Source organism: Streptomyces sp. A3M-1-3 (assembly GCF_024213665.1).
Taxonomy (GTDB): Bacteria; Actinomycetota; Actinomycetes; order Streptomycetales; family Streptomycetaceae; genus Streptomyces.
Map to the genome: position 1 here is coordinate 171,906 of NZ_JANAVP010000001.1, position 20,317 is coordinate 192,222.

Genomic DNA, 20,317 nt, shown 5'->3' on the forward strand with positions numbered 1-20,317 from the left:
ACTCTGCTAGCGCAGGCCCGTCGGCCGGCGCAGCGCCGCCTGGATCAGCCGGTCCACCAGCTCCGGGTAGCTCACGCCGCTCTCCTGCCACATGCGCGGGTACATCGAGATCGGGGTGAAGCCCGGCATGGTGTTGATCTCGTTGATCACGAACTCGCCGTTGTCCTGCAGGAAGAAGTCCGCGCGGACCAGTCCCTCGCAGGACGCGGCGTCGAAGGCCGCGACCGCGAGCCGCTGCACCTCGGCGGTCTGCTCGTCCGTGAGCGGTGCCGGCACGATTCCGGATGCCGAGTCGATGTACTTGGCCTCGAAGTCGTAGAAGCCGTGGCTCGTGACCGGCGGAATCTCGGCGGGCACGCTGGCGCGCGGGCCGTCCTCGAACTCGAGCACGCCGCACTCGATCTCACGGCCGCGCAGCAGTGACTCGACGAGGATCTTGGGGTCGTGGCGCTGCGCCTCCTCGATCGCCTCGTCGAGGCCGGACAGGTCGTCGACCTTGGTGATGCCCATCGAGGACCCGCCGCGGGCGGGCTTGATGAACAGCGGCCAGCCGTGGTCACCCGCGAAGTCGATGATCTTCTTGCGGGCCGCGGCGGGGTCGTTCTGCCACTCGCGGGGGCGGATCACCTCGTACGGGCCGACCGGCAGCCCGAAGGAGATGAAGACGCGCTTCATGTACTCCTTGTCCTGGCCGACGGCCGAGGCGAGCACACCGGAGCCGACATACGGGACGCCGGAGAGCTCCAGCAGCCCCTGCAGGGTGCCGTCCTCCCCGTACGGGCCGTGCAACATCGGGAAGACCACGTCGACCTCGCCCAGCGCCTTGGGCACGGAGCCCGGCTCGGCGTAGACGACCTCGCGGTTGGCCGGGTCGACGGAGAGCACGACGCCGCCCTCGGCCGAATCGGCGAGCTGCTCGACGTTCGGCAGCCGGCGTTCGGCGATGGCCATCCGGTCGGGCTCGTCGGCGGTCAGCGCCCAGCGGCCGTCCGTGGTGATGCCGATGGGCAGCACCTCGTATTTCGTCCGGTCGATGGAGCGCAGGACGGCGCCGGCCGTGACCACCGAGATGGCGTGTTCGGAGCTACGACCGCCGAACACGACGGCGACGCGCGGCTTGCGCGACTGCTCAGGGCTCTGGGGGGAGTTCTCGCTGCTCATATCGCGATGAGACTACCGGTTGGTTCAGGACAAGTCAGCGGCGCTCGGGCTTGGCGCTGCGCGACATGAGTTCCTTCAGCGCGACGATCGGCGGCTTGCCGTTGTGGACGATGTCCACGACCGTGTCGGTGATGGGCATGTCGACGCCGTGGCGGCGGGCCAGATCGGCCACCGACTCACAGGATTTGACGCCCTCCGCGGTCTGCCTGGTGACCGCGATGGTCTCCTCGAGCGTCATACCGCGGCCCAGGTTGGTGCCGAAGGTGTGGTTGCGGGAGAGCGGCGAGCAGCAGGTGGCGACCAGGTCGCCGAGGCCCGCCAGGCCCGAGAAGGTCAGCGGGTCCGCGCCCATCGCCAGTCCGAGGCGGGTCGTTTCGGCGAGGCCGCGGGTGATGAGCGAGCCCTTGGCGTTGTCGCCGAGGCCCATGCCGTCCGCGATGCCGACCGCCAGCCCGATGACGTTCTTGACCGCGCCGCCGAGTTCGCAGCCGACGACGTCGGTGTTGGTGTACGGGCGGAAGTACGGGGTGTGGCAGACGGCCTGGAGCCGGTTGGCCACCCCCTCGTCGCGGCAGGCGACGACCGCCGCGGCGGGCCGGCGGGCGGCGATCTCCTTGGCGAGGTTGGGGCCTGTGACGACCGCGACCCGGTCGGCCGGTGCCTTGGCGACCTCCTCGATGACCTCGCTCATCCGCCTGGCTGTGCCGAGTTCGATGCCCTTCATCAGGGAGACCAGCACGGTGTCGGCGGGCAGCAGCGGCGCCCACTCGGTGAGGTTCGCGCGCAGTGTCTGCGAGGGCACGGCGAGGACGGTGAACTCGGCGCCCCGGGCGGCCTCGGCCGCGTCGGTGGTGGCCCGGATCGCCGACGGCAGTTCGACGCCCGGCAGATAGTCGGGGTTGGTACGGCCGTTGTTGATGGCGTCGGCGAGTTCGGGGCGGCGGCCCCAGAGGGTCACCTCGCAGCCCGCGTCCGCCAGCACCATGCCGAAGGCCGTGCCCCAGGAACCCGTTCCGTAGACGGCTGCCTTGACCGGGTGGCTCATTGGTTCGCGCCCTCTCCCGCGGCCTTGCGCCGCTGTTCTGCCCGGGCCTTGCGATGGTCGTACGGCTCGGCGGGTGCGGGGACTCCGCGGAGCTCCTCGAGCAGATCGGTGATCGCGGCCATGATGGTTTCGGTTGCTTCCCGCAGTACGTCCGGGGTGGGTTCGAGCCCGTAGAACCTGGACAGGTCGACCGGCGGGCCGGCGAGCACCTGAAGTGTCTTGCGCGGGAAGAGCCGCAGCTTGTTCTCCGTGGCGTACGGCGGCATCGCCATATTGGCGCCCCACTGCGCGACGGGGACGACGGGTGCCTTGGTCATCAGCGCCACGCGTGCCGCGCCGCTCTTGCCGGCCATCGGCCACATGTCGGGGTCGCGGGTGAGGGTGCCCTCGGGGTAGAAGGCGACGCATTCACCGCGCTCGATGGCGTCCACGGCGGCACGGAACGCGTCCATGGCGTTGGTGGTCTCCCGGTACACGGGGATCTGGCCGGTCCCGTGCAGGATCTTGCCGATCACGGGCGCGTCGAAGAGCGCCGCCTTGGCCAGCAGCCGCGGAACGCGTCCGGTGTTGTACTGGAAGTGCCCGTAGGAGAGCGGGTCCAGATACGAGTTGTGATTGACCGCGGTGATAAATCCCCCGTCGGCCGGAATGTGTTCCATTCCCCGCCAGTCCCGCTTGAACAGAACCACCAGTGGCGGTTTTGCGATGACCGCCGCCAGGCGGTACCAGAAGCCGATTCTGCGGCGGGACACGCGGACACCTTCCTCTATGACCTGGTGACGTCTTGATGCACCTGGTCGGCCGGACAAGTGTCGCCCCAGGTCCGTGGTCTGTCGAGAACACGGTACGCCCCGGCGCACGGGCCTCCGCCCCGGGCCGGGGCGCCGGGAGGCGACAATGAGGGCCGGGACATCACGACCGTGGGCGAGGGAGGGACACGTCACGAACACCGGCTGGAGCCTGGTCGTACCGCTGAAGCCCCTCGTCCTGGCCAAGAGCAGGCTCGCCGCCGCCGCGGGCGAGCGCCTGCGGCCGGGACTCGCCCTCGCCTTCGCCCAGGACACCGTCGCCGCGGCCCTGGCCTGCCCCGCGGTCCGGGATGTGGTGGTCGTCACGGACGACGCCCTGGCCGCAGCGGAACTGGCGGCGCTGGGCGCCCGTATAGAGCCGGACGCCCCGGCGGCGGGCCTCAACGCCGCCCTGGCGCACGGGGCGCGGTGCGCGCGGGCGGCACGGGCCGGCGCTGCGGTCGCCGCACTGAACGCCGATCTGCCGGCGCTGCGGCCCGCCGAATTGCGACGGGTGCTCGATGCCGCGGCGGTATTTCCGCGCGCATTTCTGGCGGATGCGGCCGGAATCGGAACAACTCTGCTTTCCGCTGCGCCACACGTGGAATTGTCACCGTCGTTCGGCGGCCCGTCCCGGGCCCGGCATTCGGCCTCGGGAGCGGCGGAAATCCGGCTCGACGGCGTTGATTCCGTACGGCAGGACGTGGACACGCTGGACGACCTGCGGGCGGCCGTGGCGCTGGGCGTGGGCCCCCGTACGTCGGCCCGGTCCGCGGGCATCGCCTAGGCTGCGGGGCATGCAGGCGACCGCGTACACGTACGACCCCGAGACCCACAGCGGCAGCGTGCTGCTCGACGACGGCACGCCGGTGCCCTTCGAGGCCCCGGCCTTCGACGCCGGCGGCCTGCGGCTGCTGCGGCCCGGCCAGCGGGTGCGGATCGAGGTCGACGGCGAGGGCGAGTCGCGCCGGATCACGCTGGTGACGCTGCAGACCTTCTGAGACATGGCGAACGGGCTGCCGTACGGGGCTGCCGTACGGGCCCGAAAACACCGCGGGCCGGGCTCCGTGAGGGGAGTCCGGCCCGGCGCGTGAGTGGCCCTGACCAGCTGCTACTTCCTGGCGGTGGCCTTCTTGGCGGTGGTCTTGCGCGCCGTCGCCTTCTTGGCGGGCGCCTTCTTCGCGGTGGCCTTCTTGGCCGGCGCGGTCTTCTTGGCGGCGGCCTTCTTGGCGGTCGTCTTGGCCGGAGCCGCCTTCTTGGCCGCCGCGGTGGTCTTCTTCGCGGCCGTCTTCTTGACCGCCGCCTTCTTCGCCGGTGCGGCCTTCTTCGCCGTGACCTTCTTGGCGACCGTCTTCTTGACCGCCGCCTTCTTGGCGGTGGCCTTCTTGGCCGCGGCCTTGGCGGTCGTACGCGTGGGAGCTCCGCCCGAAAGGCTGCCCTTGGGGGCCTTCTTGACGGAGACCTCGCCGCCCCTGGGCAGCTTCTTCGAGCCGCTCACCAGGTCCTTGAAACCCTGTCCCGCGCGGAACCGGGGGACGGAGGTCTTCTTGACCCGTACGCGCTCACCCGTCTGCGGGTTGCGTGCGTAGCGGGCCGGACGGTCGACCTTCTCGAACGAACCGAAGCCGGTGACCGAAACCCGGTCGCCACCGACCACGGCGCGGACGATCGCGTCGAGTACCGCGTCGACAGAGTCTGCGGCCTGCTGACGGCCGCCGACCTTGTCGGCAATCGCTTCTACGAGCTGCGCCTTGTTCACGTCTTCCCCTTCGGAGACATTGCCAGAACGAATGCGTTCAAGCTTTTTCGCACGTTAGGCAGATATATACCGCAAATCAAACACGAAACGGGCTAATCACCCTAGTGCCGCAACGAAGTAGGCCGCTGCGGAGTGGTCCTTCACATCAGTCGTCTTCGGGGAATCGACCCTCGTCGAGGTCCTTCATCAACCGGTCCAGACGCCTTGCCGCATCAGCGAGATCGTGTTTGGCCACGGCCGTGACGACCAGCAGCTTCCGGGTCAGCGCCATCCTTACGCCCTCCGGGACTTGCAGTGTGCGCACCGTTGTGTGTGCTTCTTTCAACCGGTCCGCGATGATCTCGTAGAGCTCGAGTTGACTGTCGCGTTCCATACACAGATTGTGCCATCTGGGGCGAGTTGTCGCCTCACAGGGCCTCAACGACAACTGCGCCCCCTGCCGTGGGGCAGGGGGCGCAGTGGCGAAGCGGTGCTGAATAAGTGCTGCTCAGGCCTGAATCGTGCGCGGTTTGAAGGCCGGCCGGGAGGCCTCGTAAGCCGCGATGTCCGCTTCGTTCTGAAGGGTGAGGGAGATGTCGTCCAGGCCCTCCAGCAGTCGCCAGCGGGCATTCTCGTCGAGCTCGAACTCGGCGGTGATGCCGTCGGCTCGGACTTCGCGGGCCACCAAGTCCACCGTGATCTCGGCCGTCGGGTCCGTCTCGGTCAGCTGCCACAGCCGCTCGACGGTCTCCTGCGGCAGAACCACGGTCAGCAGGCCGTTCTTCAGCGAGTTGCCGCGGAAGATGTCGGCGAACCGCGAGGAGATGACGGTCTTGAAGCCGTAGTTCTGCAGCGCCCAGACGGCGTGCTCGCGCGAGGATCCGGTGCCGAAGTCGGGGCCCGCCACCAGGACCGTGGCGCCCTTGCGCTCGGGGCGGTTGAGGACGAACGCGTCGTCCTTGCGCCAGGCCTCGAAGAGCCCGTCCTCGAAACCGTCGCGGGTGACCTTCTTCAGCCAGTGGGCCGGGATGATCTGGTCGGTGTCGACGTTGCTGCGGCGCAGCGGGACGGCCCGCCCGGTGTGCGTGGTGAAAGCTTCCATGGTTATCGCGCTCCAGCGGGCGTACGGGCGTCGGCGTCGGACAGGTCGGCGGGCGAGGCCAGATGGCCCAGCACCGCGGTGGCGGCGGCGACCTGGGGCGAGACCAGGTGGGTGCGGCCGCCCTTGCCCTGCCTGCCCTCGAAGTTGCGGTTGGAGGTGGACGCGGAACGCTCTCCGGGGGCCAGTTGGTCGGGGTTCATGCCCAGGCACATCGAGCAGCCCGCGTGCCGCCATTCGGCGCCGGCCTCGGTGAAGACCTTGTTCAGGCCCTCCTCGACGGCCTGCAGGGCGACCCGTACCGAACCGGGGACGACCAACATCCGTACGCCTCTCGCGACCTTGCGGCCGTCCAGGATCTCGGCGGCCGCACGCAGGTCCTCGATGCGGCCATTGGTGCAGGAACCTACGAAGACGGTGTCCACGTTGATGTCGCGCAGCGCCTGTCCGGCGGTCAACCCCATGTACTCCAGGGCATTTTCGGCAGCCAGCCGCTCCGAAGCGTCCTCGTACGAGGCCGGGTCGGGGACGTTCGCGGACAGCGGCGCGCCCTGGCCGGGGTTGGTACCCCAGGTGACGAACGGCGACAGTTCGGAGGCGTTGATGAAGACCTCGGCGTCGAAGACCGCGTCGTCGTCGGTGCGCAGCGTCTGCCAGTACGCGACGGCGGCGTCCCAGTCCGCGCCCTGCGGGGCGTGGTCGCGGCCCTGCAGGTAGTCGAAGGTGGTCCGGTCGGGGGCGATCATGCCCGCCCGGGCGCCGGCCTCGATCGACATGTTGCAGATGGTCATCCGGGCTTCCATCGACAGGTTCTCGACGGCCGAGCCGCGGTACTCCAGGATGTAGCCCTGGCCGCCGCCGGTGCCGATCTTCGCGATGATCGCCAGGATCAGGTCCTTGGCGGTGACGCCGTCCGGCAGCTCGCCCTCGACGGTGATCGCCATGGTCTTCGGGCGGGCCAGCGGCAGCGTCTGGGTGGCCAGGACGTGCTCGACCTGGCTGGTGCCGATACCGAACGCCAGCGCGCCGAAGGCGCCGTGCGTGGAGGTGTGGCTGTCACCGCAGACCACGGTGGTGCCGGGCTGGGTCAGGCCCAGCTGCGGTCCCACCACGTGGACGACGCCCTGCTCGACATCGCCCAGCGGGTGCAGGCGTACGCCGAACTCGGCGCAGTTCTTGCGCAGCGTCTCCAGCTGGGCGCGGGAGACCGGATCCGCGATCGGCTTGTCGATGTCGATGGTGGGGGTGTTGTGGTCCTCGGTCGCGATGGTGAGGTCGAGGCGCCGCACGGGGCGGGCGTTCTGCCGCAGGCCGTCGAAGGCCTGGGGGCTGGTCACCTCGTGCAGCAGGTGCAGATCGATGAAGAGGAGGTCGGGCTCGCCTTCGGCGCGCCGGACGACATGGTCGTCCCAGACCTTCTCCGCCAGTGTCCAACCCATCGCTTTCCCTCCGGCCGGCATCTTGTGCCGGCGCAACTAGAGATGTGGTGCGCCCTCGCCCGTACCCCACGTGGCGGACGTCGGCCGCGAACCCGTTGGTCTGCGGGTCCGCCACTCCAGACTGACGGGTTCCGGGAGAAATTGAACTTGCGTTTCACAGTGTGAGACGTGAATATCGTTGCATGGACAACTCTAGCGGCGTCGGCGTGCTCGACAAGGCAGCTCTGGTATTGAGCGCACTGGAGTCCGGTCCGGCCACCCTCGCCGGGCTGGTCGCGGCGACAGGGCTCGCACGACCCACGGCACATCGCCTTGCCGTGGCACTGGAACACCACCGGATGGTGGCGAGGGACATGCAGGGCCGGTTCATCCTCGGCCCGCGGCTGGCGGAGCTCGCCGCCGCGGCGGGCGAGGACCGGCTGCTGGCCACGGCAGGACCGGTACTCACGCATCTGCGCGACGTCACGGGTGAGAGCGCGCAGCTCTATCGACGGCAGGGCGACATGCGGATCTGTGTGGCGGCGGCGGAACGGCTGTCCGGACTCCGGGACACCGTCCCGGTCGGCTCCACGCTGCCCATGAAGGCCGGTTCCGCGGCCCAGATCCTGATGGCCTGGGAGGAGCCGGAGCGGCTGCACCGGGGCCTGCAGGGGGCACGCTTCACGGCGACGGCCCTGTCGGGCGTACGGCGCCGGGGCTGGGCCCAGTCGATCGGCGAGCGGGAACCGGGCGTGGCCTCGGTCTCCGCACCCGTACGCGGCCCCTCGAACCGCGTGGTGGCCGCCGTGTCGGTCTCCGGGCCGATCGAGCGGCTGACCCGACACCCGGGCCGGATGCACGCCCAGGCGGTCATCGACGCGGCCGCACGCCTCTCGGAGGCCCTGCGCCGCTCGGGCTGACCGCGCCGCTCGCCCCGGCCGGCCGGCCGCTTCACCGCCGCAGCGGCCGTTTCCGGGGCCCGCACAGGGGCTCGCCGTACGCGGCCACCCGTACGGATACCGCGGCTACGCCCTCGCCGCGAGACGGTCGGCCGCGCGGTCGCCGCGCCTGCCCACCGGGACCACGCCGGCGGCCTTGCCGAGGCCGAACTCCGGCATGTTGACGTAGACGCTCTCGTACGAGCCGGCCGGGACGACGTATGTCTCGTGCCAGAACCCCACATCGCCCTTCCCGTCGCGCATCCGGCGGTTGAAGGCGGCCCAGGCGGGGCGGTGCTCCTTGTCCGGTGCCGAGGCGTACGCCAGCAGCTTGTCCTTGGAGTCCCAGTACTGGACCACGTACAGCAGCCGCGGCCCGCCCAGCAGGAACTGGACGCCGATCAGCCCGCTGCCCTTCTCGCGCGAGAGCTCCTTGATCATCCGCGGCATCGCCCTGACCGCCGGCCACCAGCTGCGGAGCGCGCGGAACTTGTTGATGCGCATCCCGATGAGGAAGACGATCACGTCACCCTCGGCGTCGGCGGTCATCCGCCCCTGAACCGGCTTGTCGCTCATGACGGTCCCCCATGGATCGATTGTTGGATAGCGGCACTATCCATGATTGGATAGTGACACTCTCCAAGGAAGGACGCAAGCGATGCGACTGGCGGAGTTGAGCGAACGCAGCGGGGTCTCCACCGCCACGATCAAGTACTACCTGCGCGAGCGGCTGCTCCGGCCGGGCCGCCGCGTCAGCACCACGCAGGCGGAGTACGACGAGGAGCACCTGCGCAGGCTGCGGCTGGTCCGGGCGCTGATCCAGGTCGGCGGGATGTCCGTAGCCACGGCGCGGGAGGTGATCGCGGCCGTCGAGGACGAGTCCCTCGACCACCACATGCGGCTCGGCGCCGCGGTCTGGGCGCTGCCGCACGACCGGGAGCCGGCCGGGCCGGCCGGGCCGGACGCCGCGGACGATGCGGCGCGGCGCGTCGCGGACGCCCTGCTGGATCAGCTCGGCTGGACGTACGGCTGCGCGGTCGGGGCCCTCTCCCCCGCGTACCGGATGCTGGTCGGCGCAATCGCCGGACTGTCCGGGGCCGGGCACCCGTGTACTCCGGAGCAGCTGCTGCCGTACGCCCGTGCGGCCGCCCAACTCGCGGTCACGGACCTGGACATGGTCGAGGAGTACGAGACACCGGAGGAGCAGGTGGAGGCGGCGGTGGCACTGACCGTGCTGTACGAGCCGGTACTGCTCAGCCTGCGCCGGCTCGCGGAGGCCGAGGAGTCCAACAGGCGGTTCGGCGGCGGCGGTTGAAAGCGAGAAGGCCCTCCGCGATGCGGAGGGCCTTCTCGATGCGTACCCCCGACCGGATTCGAACCGGCGCTACCGCCTTGAGAGGGCGGCGTGCTAGGCCGCTACACAACGGGGGCTTGCTGGGTGGCAGATCGAATGATCTCGATTGCGCTGGGCTACCAGGACTCGAACCTAGACTAAATGAACCAGAATCACTCGTGCTGCCAATTACACCATAGCCCATGGTGGTTTAGACCAGTACCCCCGACCGGATTCGAACCGGCGCTACCGCCTTGAGAGGGCAGCGTGCTAGGCCGCTACACAACGGGGGCTTGTACAGAAAATGTCCTGCGATGTTCTGCGCTGGGCTACCAGGACTCGAACCTAGACTAACTGAACCAGAATCAGTCGTGCTGCCAATTACACCATAGCCCACCAAAACTCAACCCCCTGAGGGGGGTTTTGTTTGGTTCGCGCTTTCCGGCCAGGCTCTTGGCCCGCTCGGGCGGCGCAGGAAGAACATTACCCGATGGGAGACGGCGCTCCAAAACGAGTATGGCCGTGCAGCAGGGCGGGAAGCTGCTCCAGGCCGTTGATCCGGTGCACCCCGGCGGGAACCTCGTCCGAGGTGTGGAAACGGTCCAGCCAGACACCGGTCAGGCCCGCGTCGCGGGCGCCGCACGCATCGATGTCGATCTTGTCGCCGACGTAGGCGATGTCACACGGCGGCAGGTCCAGCGCCCGGCACGCGGCGAGGAAAGCCCCGGCGGCCGGCTTGCTGACGCCGAGGTCCTCGGCACAGAGCAGCACCTCGAAGCGGTCACGCAGCCCCAGCGTGCGCAGCCTGTGGTCCTGGTTGGCGGTGCTGGAATTGGACAGCACACCGTGCCGGTAACGGGGCGTGAGGAGGTCGAGTACGGGCAGGACGTCCGGGAAGACCGCCCAGGCGGCCCGGTAGTGGGTGATGTACCGGTCGAACCAGTCGTCGGCCTCGGCATCGCTGAGGGACGCCTCGCCGAGAAAGTCCCGCACCCGATCGCGCCGCTGCTCCTGAAAACTGACGCTGCCGGCGGCGAAGCGGGCCCAGTGGATCGCGGTGAGCTCCCGCCAGACGGCGAGGGCGTGGTCGACGGACTCGAATCCGTCGGCCAGGCCCTCGGCCGTGAGATGGCGCTGCATACCGGTGGTGTCGGCGCTGGTGTAGTCGAAGAGGGTGTCGTCGATGTCCCAGAGGACCGCGCGGATCGGCATACGCCCAGCCTACGAGAAGCGCACGTCCGCCCAGACGGTTTTGCCCGGCCCGCAGGGCCTGGGCGCGACTGCCCAGGCGCTTGCGAGCCGGGCCACCAACCAGAGGCCGCGGCCGGAGTCGGCGTCCGGCGCCGGCGGGGTCGGGTTGGTGGGAGGGAAGCGCTCGCCGCGGGTGTCGGACACCTCTACGCGTACGACGTCCGCGGTCACGGAGAGCCGCAGACTGAAGTCGCGGCCGGGGACGTGACCGTGGCGCACCGCGTTGGCCGCGAGTTCGGCGACGATCAGCGTCACCGTGTCGTTCGCGTCGCAGCCGTACGAGTACCCCCAGGCGTCCATGCGGTGGGTGGCCAGGCGGCGGGCCAGGCGTGCGCCGCGTGGGCTGGAGGTGAAACGCATGGAGAACTCGTGCAGGGGTGCCGGAAGTTGGCCGGCGTTCTCGGTCGGGGGAGTTTCGGTCGTCATGGGTACGAGGCTGGTGTCGTGCGCGTAGCGTCACCAGTGACGACACCCCTACACAGTGTGGTTGTCCAGGTCCGGAGGCGTGCTGTCGGGGCGGGTGAGAGGGGAACCCATGACACAGATTCCGGAGCAGGCCGAACCCTCCCGGCGGGAGGATCCGGCCGACGAGCTCCTGCGGTCGTTCGGCCGCCAGTTCAAGATCTTCCGCGAGCGGGCCCGGCTCACTCAGGCTGAGCTCGCCAAGCGAGTCGGGTACGGAGAGGCGCAGATCGCCGCGATCGAGCAGGGGCGGCGCATCGCCCGTCCGGAGCTGATCGAGAAGGCGGACGCGCTGCTGGATGCGAGTGGGGTGCTGCTGGCCAGAAAGCAGGAAGTGGCGCGGGCTCGGTATCCGGCGTTCTTCCGGGATGCGGCTCGGATCGAGGAGGAGGCGGTCGAGTTTCACGCGTACGCGGTCATGGCGGTGCCGGGCCTGCTCCAGACCGAGGAGTACGCACGGACGATGTTCACGGTATGGAGGCCACGGCGTCACGAGGCAGAGATCGAGCAGATGGTGGCGGCTCGACTGGCCCGTCGCGCGCTCTTCGACCGCAAGCCCGCGCCGACGCTGAGCTTCGTCATCGAGGAGGCCGTGCTTCAGCGGCCGTTCGGTGGAGTGCAGGTGCTCCGTGGGCAGCTGGAGCATCTGCTGCTCGTCGGCGACAACCCGAATGCCGAGATCCAAGTGGTGCCGACCAGGGTGACGGATCACGCCTGCGTGGACGGGGCGTTCACGCTGATGACACCCCAGGGCGGGGAGCAGGTCGGATATCTGGAAAGCCAGGGCAACGGCCGCATGATCACCGATCGGGAAACCGTACGCGGGTTCGCCGTTCGGTATGGAATCCTGCGGGCTCAGGCGCTGTCCCCGCGGGATTCGCTCCGCCACATCGAGAAGTCGCTGCAAGGAGAGCTATGAACATCCAGCAGTCCGCAGGCCGTCCGCTCGTCTGGATCAAGAGCAGCTACAGCGGCGGAGCGGGCGGCGAATGCGTCGAGGTCGCGGCGTCCCCAGCCGCCGTCCACGTGCGCGACTCCAAGGACGTCACCCGCGGCACCCTGGCCGTCTCCCCCGCCGCCTGGTCCGCGTTCGTCGCTCACACCTGCGACGCCTAGCCAGAAAGCCAAGCGCCGCATCGTACGGCCCCGCAGCGCGTGCTGCGGGGCCGTACGATGTCCGGTCAGGCGGTGGACAACGCGCACTGGCCGCGGTCGGCCTTCATCGGGCCGGCGGTGGTGGGCCGGACGTCGAAGTCGAACATGGCGGTGGGTACGTACAGCGAACAGCAGGCGTTGGGGATGTCGACGATGCCGCTGATACGCCCCTCTATGGGTGCGGAGCCGAGCAGCAGGTAGGCCTGCTCTCCGCTGTAGCCGAACTTCTTGAAGTACTCGACGGCGTTGAGGCAGGCCCGTCGGTAGGCCAGCGTTGCGTCCAGGTAGAAGTTCGTGTCGGTGTCGTGGTCGACGGAGATACCGATGAAGGTGAGGAACTCCGTGTACCTCGGCTCGACGTTGCCCGGAATGAACACGGGGTTGGTGGAGATGCCGTACGTCTCCATGCCGCCCTTGATCAGGTCGACATGGAAGTCGATGAAGCCGCCCATCTCGATGGCGCCGCAGAAGGTGATCTCTCCGTCGCCCTGGCTGAAGTGCAGGTCGCCTCCGGAGAGCTTGGCGTCCTTGACGTGTACGGGGTAGAAGACCCTCGATCCCCGGGTGAAGTTCTTGATGTCGTGGTTGCCTCCGTTCTCGCGGGCCGGCACCGTGCGTGCGCCTTCTTCGCCGATGCGCCGTGCGAGGTCTCCGGTAGCTGTGCCGGCGAGCGCGTTGGTGCCGTCCGGCGGTACGGCGAGAGGGGGGACCCGGTTCGGATCGGTGTCGATCAGCGCCTGCTCGCGGGCGTTCCAGCGGGCGAGCATCTCGGCGGACGGGGCGGTTCCGAACAGCCCGGGGTGGGTGATTCCGGTGAAGCTGATCCCGGGAAGGTGGCGGGAGACGGCCTGCTGTCCGTGGAAGTCCCATATCGCCTTGTAGGCGTCCGGGAAATAGTCGGTCAGGAAGCCGCCGCCGTTGGCCTTGGCGAAGATGCCGGTATAGCCCCAGCCCTGGCCCGCCGCGCCCCCGGTCTGCTGTGGCACGGGGCCGAGGTCGAGGATGTCGACGACGAGCAGGTCGCCGGGTTCGGCGCCCTCCACGCCTATCGGGCCGCTGAGCATGTGAGGGATGGTCAGGTCGATGTCGCGTACATCGTTGGCGGAGTCGTTGTTGCCGACCTGGCAGTCGGTCCAGTCGCGGCACTCCACACGGAACTCCGATCCTGGCCGCACCTTGGCGACAGTGGGGACGTCCGGGTGCCACCTGTTGTGTCCGGGAACGTCCTGGTCACGCATCGACTTACTGTGGTCCACATTGAAGAGAACTTCGGGCATGACAGCTCCTCATTTCCGATCCGGTCACGTTGGTGCTCCCACGCTTCCGGCTGCCGGGGCGGCTTGGGTCGGCCGGGGCGATTTCCGGGTGAGCGGCCACAGCGCCACGAACACCACCACGCCGAAGACCGCCAGTGCGACGGCGATCTCGTTGGGGTGCTTCCAGTAGCCGGAGAGCAGCAGCCCCGCGGGAATCACGCAGGTGACCCAGCCTTGGATCGCCGTCACCCAACCCGTATAGGTGGTGAGGCCGGCCTTCTTGAGACCGAGCAGCAGGAAGAACAGGAACCAGAGGAATGCCCAGTAGAGCCAGATAACCCCGAATGGGTAGTCCTTGAAGAGCCGGAAATTGACGAACGAGTATCCCAGGGCCGCGATTGCCACAAACAGCGAGTAATAGCCGACGCCGGTGCTGTCGAGACCGGCGAGCAGACCGATACCTACGTAGAGGTAGGTGAAGCCGAACAGGTAGATGCCTGATGCCGCCAGGATCTTGTTCGGGTCACCGTCGGCGGTGAAGATGAGGTACGTCGGCGTCAGTACCTGCAGTGCACCTACGAAAAGGTTGAACACCGCTCCCGCCCGGGCATCGACCTTCCCGAGAAGCAGCAACCCGTTGATGAAGAGCACCGCACCGACGAAGAACAGTCCCACGTTTCCCACGGAGACACACCTCCTACAGTCCGCGTGGGGGCGGAATCGCGTCGTGCCAGGGCCGCCCCATGAGCTGCCGAGGACATGGCTCGGTTCCCGGCCAGCGTTAGTGATTCCGCATTCCGCGCCCCGCTACGGGAAAGACGTCTGTGTTCCGACGTCGGAGCCCCGCATGAGACGTTCTCCCTTGTCGACCACCACCCTCAGGGACGCGGCAACCGCGAGAGCGCGGGGTGGGGGTACCGTCGTATCCTGCTGCGTGGCGGCACTTCGGAGACTACTGCCGGGGCCTCACGGGCCTGCTCCTCCCGGTCATGGAGGTCGGCGGCCGCGCGAGGGGACAGCGACAGGCCGGGCGAGGAGTACACACGTCTCGCAGCGCCTGTGCAAACTGGGCAGCCGTAAGCCTTGGGCGCCGTTCCGATTGCCAACCTCACGTTGAAAGGCCCACAGCGGCTGCATCGATATTCATAGGTTGCCATCACCACTCCGGATGTCGGTGGACGCCGGCCAACCCAGGCGTGTGGGGCGCGCCAACAGGCGTACGCCACAGCGCATTTCCTCCCTTCAAGGAAACGTCTCGTAGATCCACGTGTCAAGTCCTGGACGGCTTGCCCACCCGTTCCCCTCCCTCGCTATCCCTGGGGATTGCAGCGCCGACGCATGCTCGACTAAAATTCAAGATCATCGGTGCCAGACCGGTTTATCGGAGCAGTGGCCCTACCAATGGAGGACGGCCATGGCAAAGATCCTTGCGGTGCTCTATCCCGACCCGGTGGGCGGTTATCCTCCCGACTACGCCCGCGACGAGATTCCGGCCATCACCGGCTATCCGGGCGGACAGACCGCGCCGACCCCGCAAGCCATAGATTTCACGCCGGGGCAGCTCCTCGGCAGCGTCTCGGGAGAACTGGGACTGCGCCGGTTCCTGGAGGACCGAGGCGACACCTATGTCGTCACCAGCGACAAGGAAGGGCCGGACTCCACCCTGGACCACGAGCTGCCCGACGCCGACGTGGTGATCTCGCAGCCCTTCTGGCCCGCCTATCTGACCCCCGAGCGGATCACCGCCGCTCCCCAGCTCAGACTCGCGATCACCGCGGGGATCGGGTCCGACCACGTCGACCTGCCGAGCGCCATCGCCCACGGCATGACGGTGGCGGAGGTGACCTACAGCAACAGCATCAGCGTCTCCGAGCACGCCGTCATGCAGATCCTCACCCTGGTGCACAACTACATGCCCGCCCACGACTGGGTGACCGCCAAGAGAGGCTGGAACATCGCGGACAGCGTCTCGCGCGCCTACGACCTCGAAGGCATGGACGTCGGCGTCCTCGGCTCCGGCCGTATCGGCGCGGCGGTACTGCGCCGCCTCAAGCCGTTCGACGTCACCCTGCACTACTGCGACGTGCACCGGCTGCCCAAGGAGGTCGAAGAGGAACTGGAGCTGACCTGGCATCCCGACGCGCGTTCGCTGGCCTCCTCGGTCGACGTGCTGTCGATCCACACTCCGCTGCATCCGCAGACGCAGAACCTCTTCGACGACGACCTGATCGGGGTCATGAAGCGCGGTTCGTACATCGTCAACACCGCACGTGCGCTCATCGTCAACCGGGACGCCGTGGTGCGTGCCCTGGGCAGCGGCCAACTGGCCGGTTACGCCGGTGACGTCTGGTATCCGCAGCCGCCACCGCCCGACCACCCCTGGCGCACCATGCCGTACGAGGCGATGACGCCGCACGTGTCCGGTACGACCCTCTCGGCGCAGGCCCGCTACGCGGCCGGTACCCGGGAGATCCTGGAGTGCTGGCTCGACGGGCACCCCATCCGCCCGGAGTACCTGATCGTCGACGGCGGCGGGCTCGCCGGGACGGGAGCGCGCTCCTACACGGTCGCCGGATAACCAAGAACAGCCGGCGGACTGAAATCAGCAAAAAAACTCATTGGAAGAACCAGCAGAAGATCCACCACGTGAGTGGGCAATGGACCTTGTGCTATGTCATGCCTGCTGCGAGCCCATGCCTGCTGTGAGCCGACTCACTCCGAATTTGCTGGACCGGCGCGGCCGAAACCTTTAGCGTCCATAAAAAGATTGATTTTTCTCCGTATGCGGCGGCACCGGCGCCGTGCATACTGTTTCGCAAGAAAACCAATGTGAACGCCGGGAAGGTGGATCAGTGAGCAGCATGGACGCCGTGTGGGTACGGGGCGTGAACGGCATTCAGATGCATCACGTGACCGACCTTCAGGATGCCAGCAGGTTTTTGGGCAACGCAGCGATGGCACTGCGGGCCGCACACGTAAGGACCGGCGCCGACCGGTACTCCAGCATCGCCGCCGAGCTCAAGAGCCTGGTCGAGCGAGTGCGGGAGTTGGAGGACGAGGCGCGGTCGATCATGCACGACCTGCACTCCGCCGACCCCGAGCGGTTCGTCCGCTGCCGGGATGGTCATGAGCCGTGGCCCGGTGAGATCCCGGCAGGTTTCATCCCGCGCCACACCTGCGGGGACGAGTGCCTCTACCACGACCGCGGGGTCCTCGACGCCATCATGCAGTGCACCTGCGGCCGTCCGCCGTGCCGGGCGTGTGAAATCGGCGGGAAGCTCTGACGAGCCCGAGCGAGTGCTGAGTGAGTCCCCGGGCCCGGGGGCTCACTCAGCACTCGCTGACGTTGAACGGGGGCCCGCCGCGTGCCGCTCGCTGGTCAACAGAGCGCTGCGGCGCTCAGGGTTTGCCGATGTCGACTGCCCACACGCCCGTACCGTCATAGGCGTCCGGAGTTGCGGTCAGCACCTGGCCCTCGACGGCACCCGAGACAGCCGCAAAGACGGCGTGCGCATAACGCCAGTCGATGCCCGCCATGGTGGCGTCCTCAACCGCTGCCGCTACCGCGAAGTCCAGCGGCAGGAACTCCAGCCCCGGCAGGGCGCCAGCGTGCGCGGCGGTCCCTGGCAGCTCCATGCCCGCAGCGACCAGGCAGAGTGCCGGAACGTGGGCTCGCTGCTCCGGGTCGTCGACTTCGACAACGACGATCGACGACAGCAGGCGATGCCCTCGGCGCAGCGCCACTACCGCCGTGTGATCAAGGATGATCACCGGCGGCTCCCGACTCGTCCGGCGACGATCGCCTGCCGCCACTCATGGCCCTCACGCAGATCGTCGTCCGCGAGATCCGTCCCGAGGTGCGAGCGGACGTAGGCGATCGCCTTCGCCGTCCGCTCTGCCCGCTCGTCCTCCGTGGGGACACCCGAGACCAGGCGCTCGACATACGCGCGAGTGCTCAGTCCGCGCTCCTCGGCAAGGGTCCGGATCCGGTCTCGTATCTCGTCACTGATCTTGATCGTGGTGTCGGCCATACTGCGAGAATACAACTGAATACGTCCCCGAGGGGCGGAAAGCCGGTCGGCTTCCGCCCCTCGGGGACGTACGGCAAACGCCTACGCGGCGAGCTTCGCCAGGGCCGCGTCGATGCGGGACAGGGTGCGGTCGCGGCCCAGGACCTCCAGGGACTCGAAGAGCGGCAGGCCGACCGTGCGGCCGGTGACCGCCACGCGGACCGGGGCCTGGGCCTTGCCGAGCTTCAGGCCGTGCTCCTCGCCGGCCGCGAGGACCGCGTTCTTCAGGGCCTCCGCGTTCCAGTCCGTGTCCGCCAGCTTGGCGCGGGCCGTCGTGAGCAGAGCCACCGGCTCGCCCTTCATCGCCTTCGCCCAGGACGCCTCGTCCTCGACCGGCTGGTCGAGGAAGAGGAAGTCCACGTTGGCCGTGATGTCGGAGAGGACCGTCAGGCGGGTCTGCGCGTGCGGGGCGATCTCCTCGAAGGCCGCCCGGTCGAAGGCCTCCGGCCGCCACGGCGCGTGCGGGGCCTTCAGCCAGGGGCCGCACGCCTCGATGAAGTCCTTGACGTCCAGCTCACGCAGGTGCGTGGCGTTGATGTGCTCGCACTTCTTGAGGTCGAAGCGCGCCGGGTTCGCGTTGACACCGGTGATGTCGAAGGCGGCGACCATCTCCTCCATGGAGAAGATGTCGCGGTCCTCGGACAGGGACCAGCCCAGCAGCGAAAGGTAGTTGAGCAGCCCCTCGGGGAGGAAGCCGCGCTCCCGGTAGAGGTTCAGCGACGACTCCGGGTCGCGCTTGGAGAGCTTCTTGTTGCCCTCGCCCATGACGTACGGCAGGTGGCCGAACTGCGGCACGCTCTTGGCGATGCCCAGCTCCATCAGCGCCTTGTAGAGCGCGATCTGCCGCGGGGTGGAGGACAGCAGGTCCTCGCCGCGCAGCACGTGCGTGATCTCCATCAGCGCGTCGTCGACGGGGTTGACGAGCGTGTAGAGCGGGGCGCCGTTGGCACGGACGATGCCGAAGTCCGGCACGTTGTCCTGGGTGAAGGTGAGCTCGCCGCGGACCAGGTCCGTGAAGGTGATCGGCCCGTCGGGCATCCGGAACCGGACGATGGCCGGGCGGCCCTCGGCCCGGTACCGCTCGATGCGCTCGGCGCTGAGGTTGCGGCACGTGCCGTCGTACCCGGAGGGCTTGCCGGCGGCGCGGGCGGCGTCGCGGCGGGCTTCGAGCTCGACGGCGGTGCAGAAGCAGTCATACGCGTGCCCGGCGTCCTGCAGCTTCTTCGCGACGTCCGCGTAGATGTCCATGCGCTGCGACTGGCGGTACGGGGCGTGCGGGCCGCCGACCTCGGGGCCCTCGTCCCAGTCGAGGCCGAGCCAGCGCAGCGAGTCGAGCAGCTGGTTGTACGACTCCTCGGAGTCGCGCGCCGCGTCGGTGTCCTCGATACGGAAGACCAGGGTGCCGCCGTGGTGGCGGGCGAACGCCCAGTTGAAGAGGGCGGTGCGGACCAGACCCACGTGCGGGTTGCCGGTCGGCGAGGGACAGAAACGTACGCGGACGGGTCCGTTAGCCACGCTTGATCACCTTGTTGGTGAGAGTGCCGATGCCTTCGATGGTGACGGCGACCTCGTCGCCGACGTTGAGGGGGCCGACCCCTGCCGGGGTGCCCGTGAGGACGACGTCGCCGGGGAGCAGCGTCATGGCCTCGGTGATGTGAACGATCAGGTCCTCGATGGAGCGGATCATCTCGCTCGTCCGGCCGAGCTGGCGTTGTTCGCCGTTGACCGTGCACTGGATGGCGAGGTCGCCCGGGTCGAGGTCGGTCTCCACCCAGGGGCCGAGCGGGCAGGCGCCGTCGAAGCCCTTGGCCCGGGCCCACTGCTTCTCGCGCTTCTGGACGTCACGCGCCGTGACGTCGTTGGCGCAGGTGTAGCCGAGGATGACGTCCTTGACGCGCTCGCGCGGCACCTCGCGGCACATGCGGCCGATGACGACGGCCAGCTCGGCCTCGTGCTGGAGGTCCTCGGTGAAGGACGGGTACGCGATGGGGTCGCCGGGGCCGATCACCGACGTGGACGGCTTGAAGAAGGTGATCGGGACGTCCGGGACCTCGTTGCCGAGCTCGGCCGCGTGCTCCGCGTAGTTGCGGCCGATGGCCACGACCTTGTTGGGCAGCACGGGCGGCAGCAGCCGGACTTTGCTCAGCGGGACCTTCGTACCGGAGAGCTCGAAGTCCGCGAACGGGATGCCCTTGATGATGTCGAGGGCGAGATCGTCGGGGGATTGGCCCTCGACCGCGCCGAAGGCGACATTGCCGTCGATGGAGAACCTGGCGATGCGCACGGGATGCTGTCGCCCCTCACTTGCTGGCTGACTGGAGACTGACGCTCCAGGCTAACGCGGGGGCGGCCTGCGGCCGTGCGCCATGCGTGCCGGGTCAGGCGGTGGGTGCGTCCATCAGGATGGTGCGGCGGGGGTTGGCGGTCTGGGCGGGGAGGTCGACGGAGTGCTCCGGCTGCTCAACCGCGGTCTGCAGTTCTGCGGCGTCGCCCAGGTGGGCCAGCGTCGTGCGCCGGGGGTTGGCTATGTTGCGGAACATCATCGTCGTCTTCATGTGCCGTACGGACCCTGTCGGTTACGGGCGTCGCGAGGACGCCGGTTG

General features: G+C 68.5%; 26 protein-coding genes and 4 tRNA genes. 8 read left to right on the forward strand and 22 right to left on the reverse strand.

Going from position 1 to position 20,317, the window contains the following annotated elements; genetic code table 11:
- Positions 1-6: 6 nt before the first annotated feature.
- Genes NLX86_RS00825 through NLX86_RS00835 form a run of 3 tightly spaced genes read right to left on the reverse strand, consistent with a single transcriptional unit; the run spans position 7 to position 2,958 of the window.
- A complete protein-coding gene (locus tag NLX86_RS00825; RefSeq protein WP_254369570.1) occupies positions 7-1,161 on the reverse strand; it encodes a D-alanine--D-alanine ligase family protein in 1,155 nt (384 codons plus the stop codon).
- A 34-nt stretch (positions 1,162-1,195) separates the two neighbouring features.
- Positions 1,196-2,206, reverse strand: coding sequence for an NAD(P)H-dependent glycerol-3-phosphate dehydrogenase (locus tag NLX86_RS00830; protein WP_254369571.1), 1,011 nt, complete (start codon positions 2,204-2,206; stop codon positions 1,196-1,198).
- Positions 2,203-2,958, reverse strand: coding sequence for a lysophospholipid acyltransferase family protein (locus tag NLX86_RS00835; RefSeq protein ID WP_254369572.1), 756 nt, complete (start codon positions 2,956-2,958; stop codon positions 2,203-2,205). Before NLX86_RS00835 ends, NLX86_RS00830 begins: the two co-directional genes overlap by 4 nt.
- A 145-nt stretch (positions 2,959-3,103) precedes the next feature.
- Between NLX86_RS00835 and cofC the strand changes: the two genes are divergently transcribed.
- Both cofC and NLX86_RS00845 read left to right on the forward strand, forming a co-directional pair.
- Positions 3,104-3,781: a 2-phospho-L-lactate guanylyltransferase gene (cofC, locus tag NLX86_RS00840; protein ID WP_254369573.1), complete on the forward strand. Its 678-nt coding sequence runs from the start codon at positions 3,104-3,106 to the stop codon at positions 3,779-3,781.
- A 10-nt stretch (positions 3,782-3,791) separates the two neighbouring features.
- The gene (locus NLX86_RS00845; RefSeq protein ID WP_254369574.1) at positions 3,792-3,995 is read left to right on the forward strand and encodes a hypothetical protein; all 204 of its coding nucleotides are present in this window, start codon (positions 3,792-3,794) and stop codon (positions 3,993-3,995) included.
- Positions 3,996-4,105: 110 nt separating this feature from the next.
- Here the strand turns inward: NLX86_RS00845 and NLX86_RS00850 are convergent, their stop codons facing one another.
- The 4 genes from NLX86_RS00850 to leuC all read right to left on the reverse strand — a co-directional run bounded on the left by NLX86_RS00850 (position 4,106) and on the right by leuC (position 7,270).
- Entirely contained in the window at positions 4,106-4,753 is a 648-nt protein-coding gene (locus NLX86_RS00850; RefSeq protein ID WP_254369575.1) for an HU family DNA-binding protein, read from the reverse strand.
- Between the two features lie 145 nt (positions 4,754-4,898).
- Positions 4,899-5,126: a hypothetical protein gene (locus tag NLX86_RS00855; protein ID WP_254369576.1), complete on the reverse strand. Its 228-nt coding sequence runs from the start codon at positions 5,124-5,126 to the stop codon at positions 4,899-4,901.
- Between the two features lie 114 nt (positions 5,127-5,240).
- The gene (gene leuD, locus NLX86_RS00860; RefSeq protein WP_254369577.1) at positions 5,241-5,834 is read right to left on the reverse strand and encodes a 3-isopropylmalate dehydratase small subunit; all 594 of its coding nucleotides are present in this window, start codon (positions 5,832-5,834) and stop codon (positions 5,241-5,243) included.
- A 2-nt stretch (positions 5,835-5,836) separates the two neighbouring features.
- Positions 5,837-7,270 (reverse strand): 3-isopropylmalate dehydratase large subunit, encoded by a 1,434-nt coding sequence (gene leuC / locus NLX86_RS00865; RefSeq protein ID WP_254369578.1) that lies wholly within the window; start codon positions 7,268-7,270, stop codon positions 5,837-5,839.
- A gap of 182 nt (positions 7,271-7,452) precedes the next feature.
- On the opposite strand from leuC, the gene ndgR reads away from it, so the two are divergent.
- Positions 7,453-8,169 (forward strand): IclR family transcriptional regulator NdgR, encoded by a 717-nt coding sequence (ndgR, locus tag NLX86_RS00870; RefSeq protein WP_037837458.1) that lies wholly within the window; start codon positions 7,453-7,455, stop codon positions 8,167-8,169.
- Positions 8,170-8,274: 105 nt separating this feature from the next.
- On the opposite strand, the gene NLX86_RS00875 is transcribed toward ndgR, so the two are convergent.
- Positions 8,275-8,763: a DUF4188 domain-containing protein gene (locus NLX86_RS00875; protein ID WP_254369579.1), complete on the reverse strand. Its 489-nt coding sequence runs from the start codon at positions 8,761-8,763 to the stop codon at positions 8,275-8,277.
- A gap of 82 nt (positions 8,764-8,845) precedes the next feature.
- Between NLX86_RS00875 and NLX86_RS00880 the strand changes: the two genes are divergently transcribed.
- Positions 8,846-9,502 carry a MerR family transcriptional regulator gene (locus tag NLX86_RS00880; protein ID WP_254369580.1) on the forward strand — a complete coding sequence of 219 codons (657 nt, stop codon included), beginning with the start codon at positions 8,846-8,848 and terminating at the stop codon, positions 9,500-9,502.
- 43 nt (positions 9,503-9,545) lie between these two features.
- Here the strand turns inward: NLX86_RS00880 and NLX86_RS00885 are convergent.
- From NLX86_RS00885 to NLX86_RS00910, 6 genes are all read right to left on the reverse strand, one after another.
- Positions 9,546-9,618, reverse strand: a tRNA-Glu gene (locus NLX86_RS00885).
- Between the two features lie 34 nt (positions 9,619-9,652).
- Positions 9,653-9,724 (reverse strand) — tRNA-Gln (locus NLX86_RS00890).
- 16 nt (positions 9,725-9,740) lie between these two features.
- Positions 9,741-9,813 (reverse strand) — tRNA-Glu (locus NLX86_RS00895).
- A 31-nt stretch (positions 9,814-9,844) separates the two neighbouring features.
- A tRNA-Gln gene (locus NLX86_RS00900) sits at positions 9,845-9,916 on the reverse strand.
- A gap of 87 nt (positions 9,917-10,003) precedes the next feature.
- A complete protein-coding gene (locus NLX86_RS00905; RefSeq protein ID WP_254369581.1) occupies positions 10,004-10,732 on the reverse strand; it encodes an HAD family hydrolase in 729 nt (242 codons plus the stop codon).
- A 9-nt stretch (positions 10,733-10,741) separates the two neighbouring features.
- Positions 10,742-11,197: an ATP-binding protein gene (locus tag NLX86_RS00910; protein ID WP_254369582.1), complete on the reverse strand. Its 456-nt coding sequence runs from the start codon at positions 11,195-11,197 to the stop codon at positions 10,742-10,744.
- Between the two features lie 109 nt (positions 11,198-11,306).
- Here NLX86_RS00910 and NLX86_RS00915 point away from each other — a divergent pair, with 109 nt between their 5' ends.
- Together NLX86_RS00915 and NLX86_RS00920 are read left to right on the forward strand one after the other, a co-directional pair.
- On the forward strand, positions 11,307-12,152 hold the full coding sequence (locus tag NLX86_RS00915) for a helix-turn-helix transcriptional regulator (protein WP_254369583.1): 846 nt from the start codon (positions 11,307-11,309) through the stop codon (positions 12,150-12,152).
- Positions 12,149-12,349 carry a DUF397 domain-containing protein gene (locus NLX86_RS00920; protein WP_254369584.1) on the forward strand — a complete coding sequence of 67 codons (201 nt, stop codon included), beginning with the start codon at positions 12,149-12,151 and terminating at the stop codon, positions 12,347-12,349. Before NLX86_RS00915 ends, NLX86_RS00920 begins: the two co-directional genes overlap by 4 nt.
- A 65-nt stretch (positions 12,350-12,414) precedes the next feature.
- Here NLX86_RS00920 and fmdA read toward each other — a convergent pair whose 3' ends face one another.
- From fmdA to NLX86_RS34935, 3 genes are all read right to left on the reverse strand, one after another.
- Complete coding sequence (fmdA, locus tag NLX86_RS00925) at positions 12,415-13,665, reverse strand: formamidase (protein ID WP_254369585.1); 1,251 nt, start codon at positions 13,663-13,665, stop codon at positions 12,415-12,417.
- Between the two features lie 24 nt (positions 13,666-13,689).
- Positions 13,690-14,328, reverse strand: coding sequence for an AmiS/UreI family transporter (locus NLX86_RS00930; protein WP_254369586.1), 639 nt, complete (start codon positions 14,326-14,328; stop codon positions 13,690-13,692).
- Positions 14,329-14,522: 194 nt separating this feature from the next.
- A complete protein-coding gene (locus tag NLX86_RS34935; RefSeq protein ID WP_374213808.1) occupies positions 14,523-14,801 on the reverse strand; it encodes an FmdB family zinc ribbon protein in 279 nt (92 codons plus the stop codon).
- Positions 14,802-15,058: 257 nt separating this feature from the next.
- Between NLX86_RS34935 and NLX86_RS00935 the strand changes: the two genes are divergently transcribed.
- A complete protein-coding gene (locus NLX86_RS00935) occupies positions 15,059-16,222 on the forward strand; it encodes an NAD-dependent formate dehydrogenase (protein WP_254369587.1) in 1,164 nt (387 codons plus the stop codon).
- A gap of 283 nt (positions 16,223-16,505) precedes the next feature.
- Positions 16,506-16,928, forward strand: coding sequence for a hypothetical protein (locus tag NLX86_RS00940; RefSeq protein WP_254369774.1), 423 nt, complete (start codon positions 16,506-16,508; stop codon positions 16,926-16,928).
- Between the two features lie 115 nt (positions 16,929-17,043).
- Here NLX86_RS00940 and NLX86_RS00945 read toward each other — a convergent pair whose 3' ends face one another.
- From NLX86_RS00945 to NLX86_RS00965, 5 genes are all read right to left on the reverse strand, one after another.
- Positions 17,044-17,415, reverse strand: a complete 372-nt coding sequence (locus tag NLX86_RS00945; RefSeq protein ID WP_254369588.1) for a hypothetical protein — start codon at positions 17,413-17,415, stop codon at positions 17,044-17,046.
- Positions 17,412-17,675 carry a hypothetical protein gene (locus NLX86_RS00950; RefSeq protein WP_254369589.1) on the reverse strand — a complete coding sequence of 88 codons (264 nt, stop codon included), beginning with the start codon at positions 17,673-17,675 and terminating at the stop codon, positions 17,412-17,414. The genes NLX86_RS00945 and NLX86_RS00950 overlap by 4 nt, the downstream gene beginning before the upstream one ends.
- Before the next feature lie 81 nt (positions 17,676-17,756).
- Positions 17,757-19,229 carry a glutamate--tRNA ligase gene (gene gltX, locus NLX86_RS00955; RefSeq protein WP_254369590.1) on the reverse strand — a complete coding sequence of 491 codons (1,473 nt, stop codon included), beginning with the start codon at positions 19,227-19,229 and terminating at the stop codon, positions 17,757-17,759.
- Positions 19,222-19,998 carry a fumarylacetoacetate hydrolase family protein gene (locus NLX86_RS00960; protein ID WP_254369591.1) on the reverse strand — a complete coding sequence of 259 codons (777 nt, stop codon included), beginning with the start codon at positions 19,996-19,998 and terminating at the stop codon, positions 19,222-19,224. Before NLX86_RS00960 ends, gltX begins: the two co-directional genes overlap by 8 nt.
- A 94-nt stretch (positions 19,999-20,092) precedes the next feature.
- Positions 20,093-20,269, reverse strand: coding sequence for a hypothetical protein (locus NLX86_RS00965; RefSeq protein WP_254369592.1), 177 nt, complete (start codon positions 20,267-20,269; stop codon positions 20,093-20,095).
- Between the last annotated feature and the right edge of the window lie 48 nt (positions 20,270-20,317).

Coding starts and splice junctions, on each gene's coding strand:
- NLX86_RS00825 (WP_254369570.1), bottom strand. CDS start 1,161: ATGAGCAGCGAGAACTCCCCCCAGAGCCCTGAGCAGTCGCGCAAGCCG.
- NLX86_RS00830 (WP_254369571.1), bottom strand. CDS start 2,206: ATGAGCCACCCGGTCAAGGCAGCCGTCTACGGAACGGGTTCCTGGGGC.
- cofC (WP_254369573.1), top strand. CDS start 3,104: ATGAGGGCCGGGACATCACGACCGTGGGCGAGGGAGGGACACGTCACG.
- NLX86_RS00845 (WP_254369574.1), top strand. CDS start 3,792: ATGCAGGCGACCGCGTACACGTACGACCCCGAGACCCACAGCGGCAGC.
- NLX86_RS00855 (WP_254369576.1), bottom strand. CDS start 5,126: ATGGAACGCGACAGTCAACTCGAGCTCTACGAGATCATCGCGGACCGG.
- leuD (WP_254369577.1), bottom strand. CDS start 5,834: ATGGAAGCTTTCACCACGCACACCGGGCGGGCCGTCCCGCTGCGCCGC.
- leuC (WP_254369578.1), bottom strand. CDS start 7,270: ATGGGTTGGACACTGGCGGAGAAGGTCTGGGACGACCATGTCGTCCGG.
- ndgR (WP_037837458.1), top strand. CDS start 7,453: ATGGACAACTCTAGCGGCGTCGGCGTGCTCGACAAGGCAGCTCTGGTA.
- NLX86_RS00875 (WP_254369579.1), bottom strand. CDS start 8,763: ATGAGCGACAAGCCGGTTCAGGGGCGGATGACCGCCGACGCCGAGGGT.
- NLX86_RS00880 (WP_254369580.1), top strand. CDS start 8,846: ATGCGACTGGCGGAGTTGAGCGAACGCAGCGGGGTCTCCACCGCCACG.
- NLX86_RS00905 (WP_254369581.1), bottom strand. CDS start 10,732: ATGCCGATCCGCGCGGTCCTCTGGGACATCGACGACACCCTCTTCGAC.
- NLX86_RS00910 (WP_254369582.1), bottom strand. CDS start 11,197: ATGACGACCGAAACTCCCCCGACCGAGAACGCCGGCCAACTTCCGGCA.
- NLX86_RS00915 (WP_254369583.1), top strand. CDS start 11,307: ATGACACAGATTCCGGAGCAGGCCGAACCCTCCCGGCGGGAGGATCCG.
- NLX86_RS00920 (WP_254369584.1), top strand. CDS start 12,149: ATGAACATCCAGCAGTCCGCAGGCCGTCCGCTCGTCTGGATCAAGAGC.
- fmdA (WP_254369585.1), bottom strand. CDS start 13,665: ATGCCCGAAGTTCTCTTCAATGTGGACCACAGTAAGTCGATGCGTGAC.
- NLX86_RS34935 (WP_374213808.1), bottom strand. CDS start 14,801: ATGGCAACCTATGAATATCGATGCAGCCGCTGTGGGCCTTTCAACGTG.
- NLX86_RS00935 (WP_254369587.1), top strand. CDS start 15,059: ATGGCAAAGATCCTTGCGGTGCTCTATCCCGACCCGGTGGGCGGTTAT.
- NLX86_RS00940 (WP_254369774.1), top strand. CDS start 16,506: ATGGACGCCGTGTGGGTACGGGGCGTGAACGGCATTCAGATGCATCAC.
- NLX86_RS00950 (WP_254369589.1), bottom strand. CDS start 17,675: ATGGCCGACACCACGATCAAGATCAGTGACGAGATACGAGACCGGATC.
- NLX86_RS00965 (WP_254369592.1), bottom strand. CDS start 20,269: ATGAAGACGACGATGATGTTCCGCAACATAGCCAACCCCCGGCGCACG.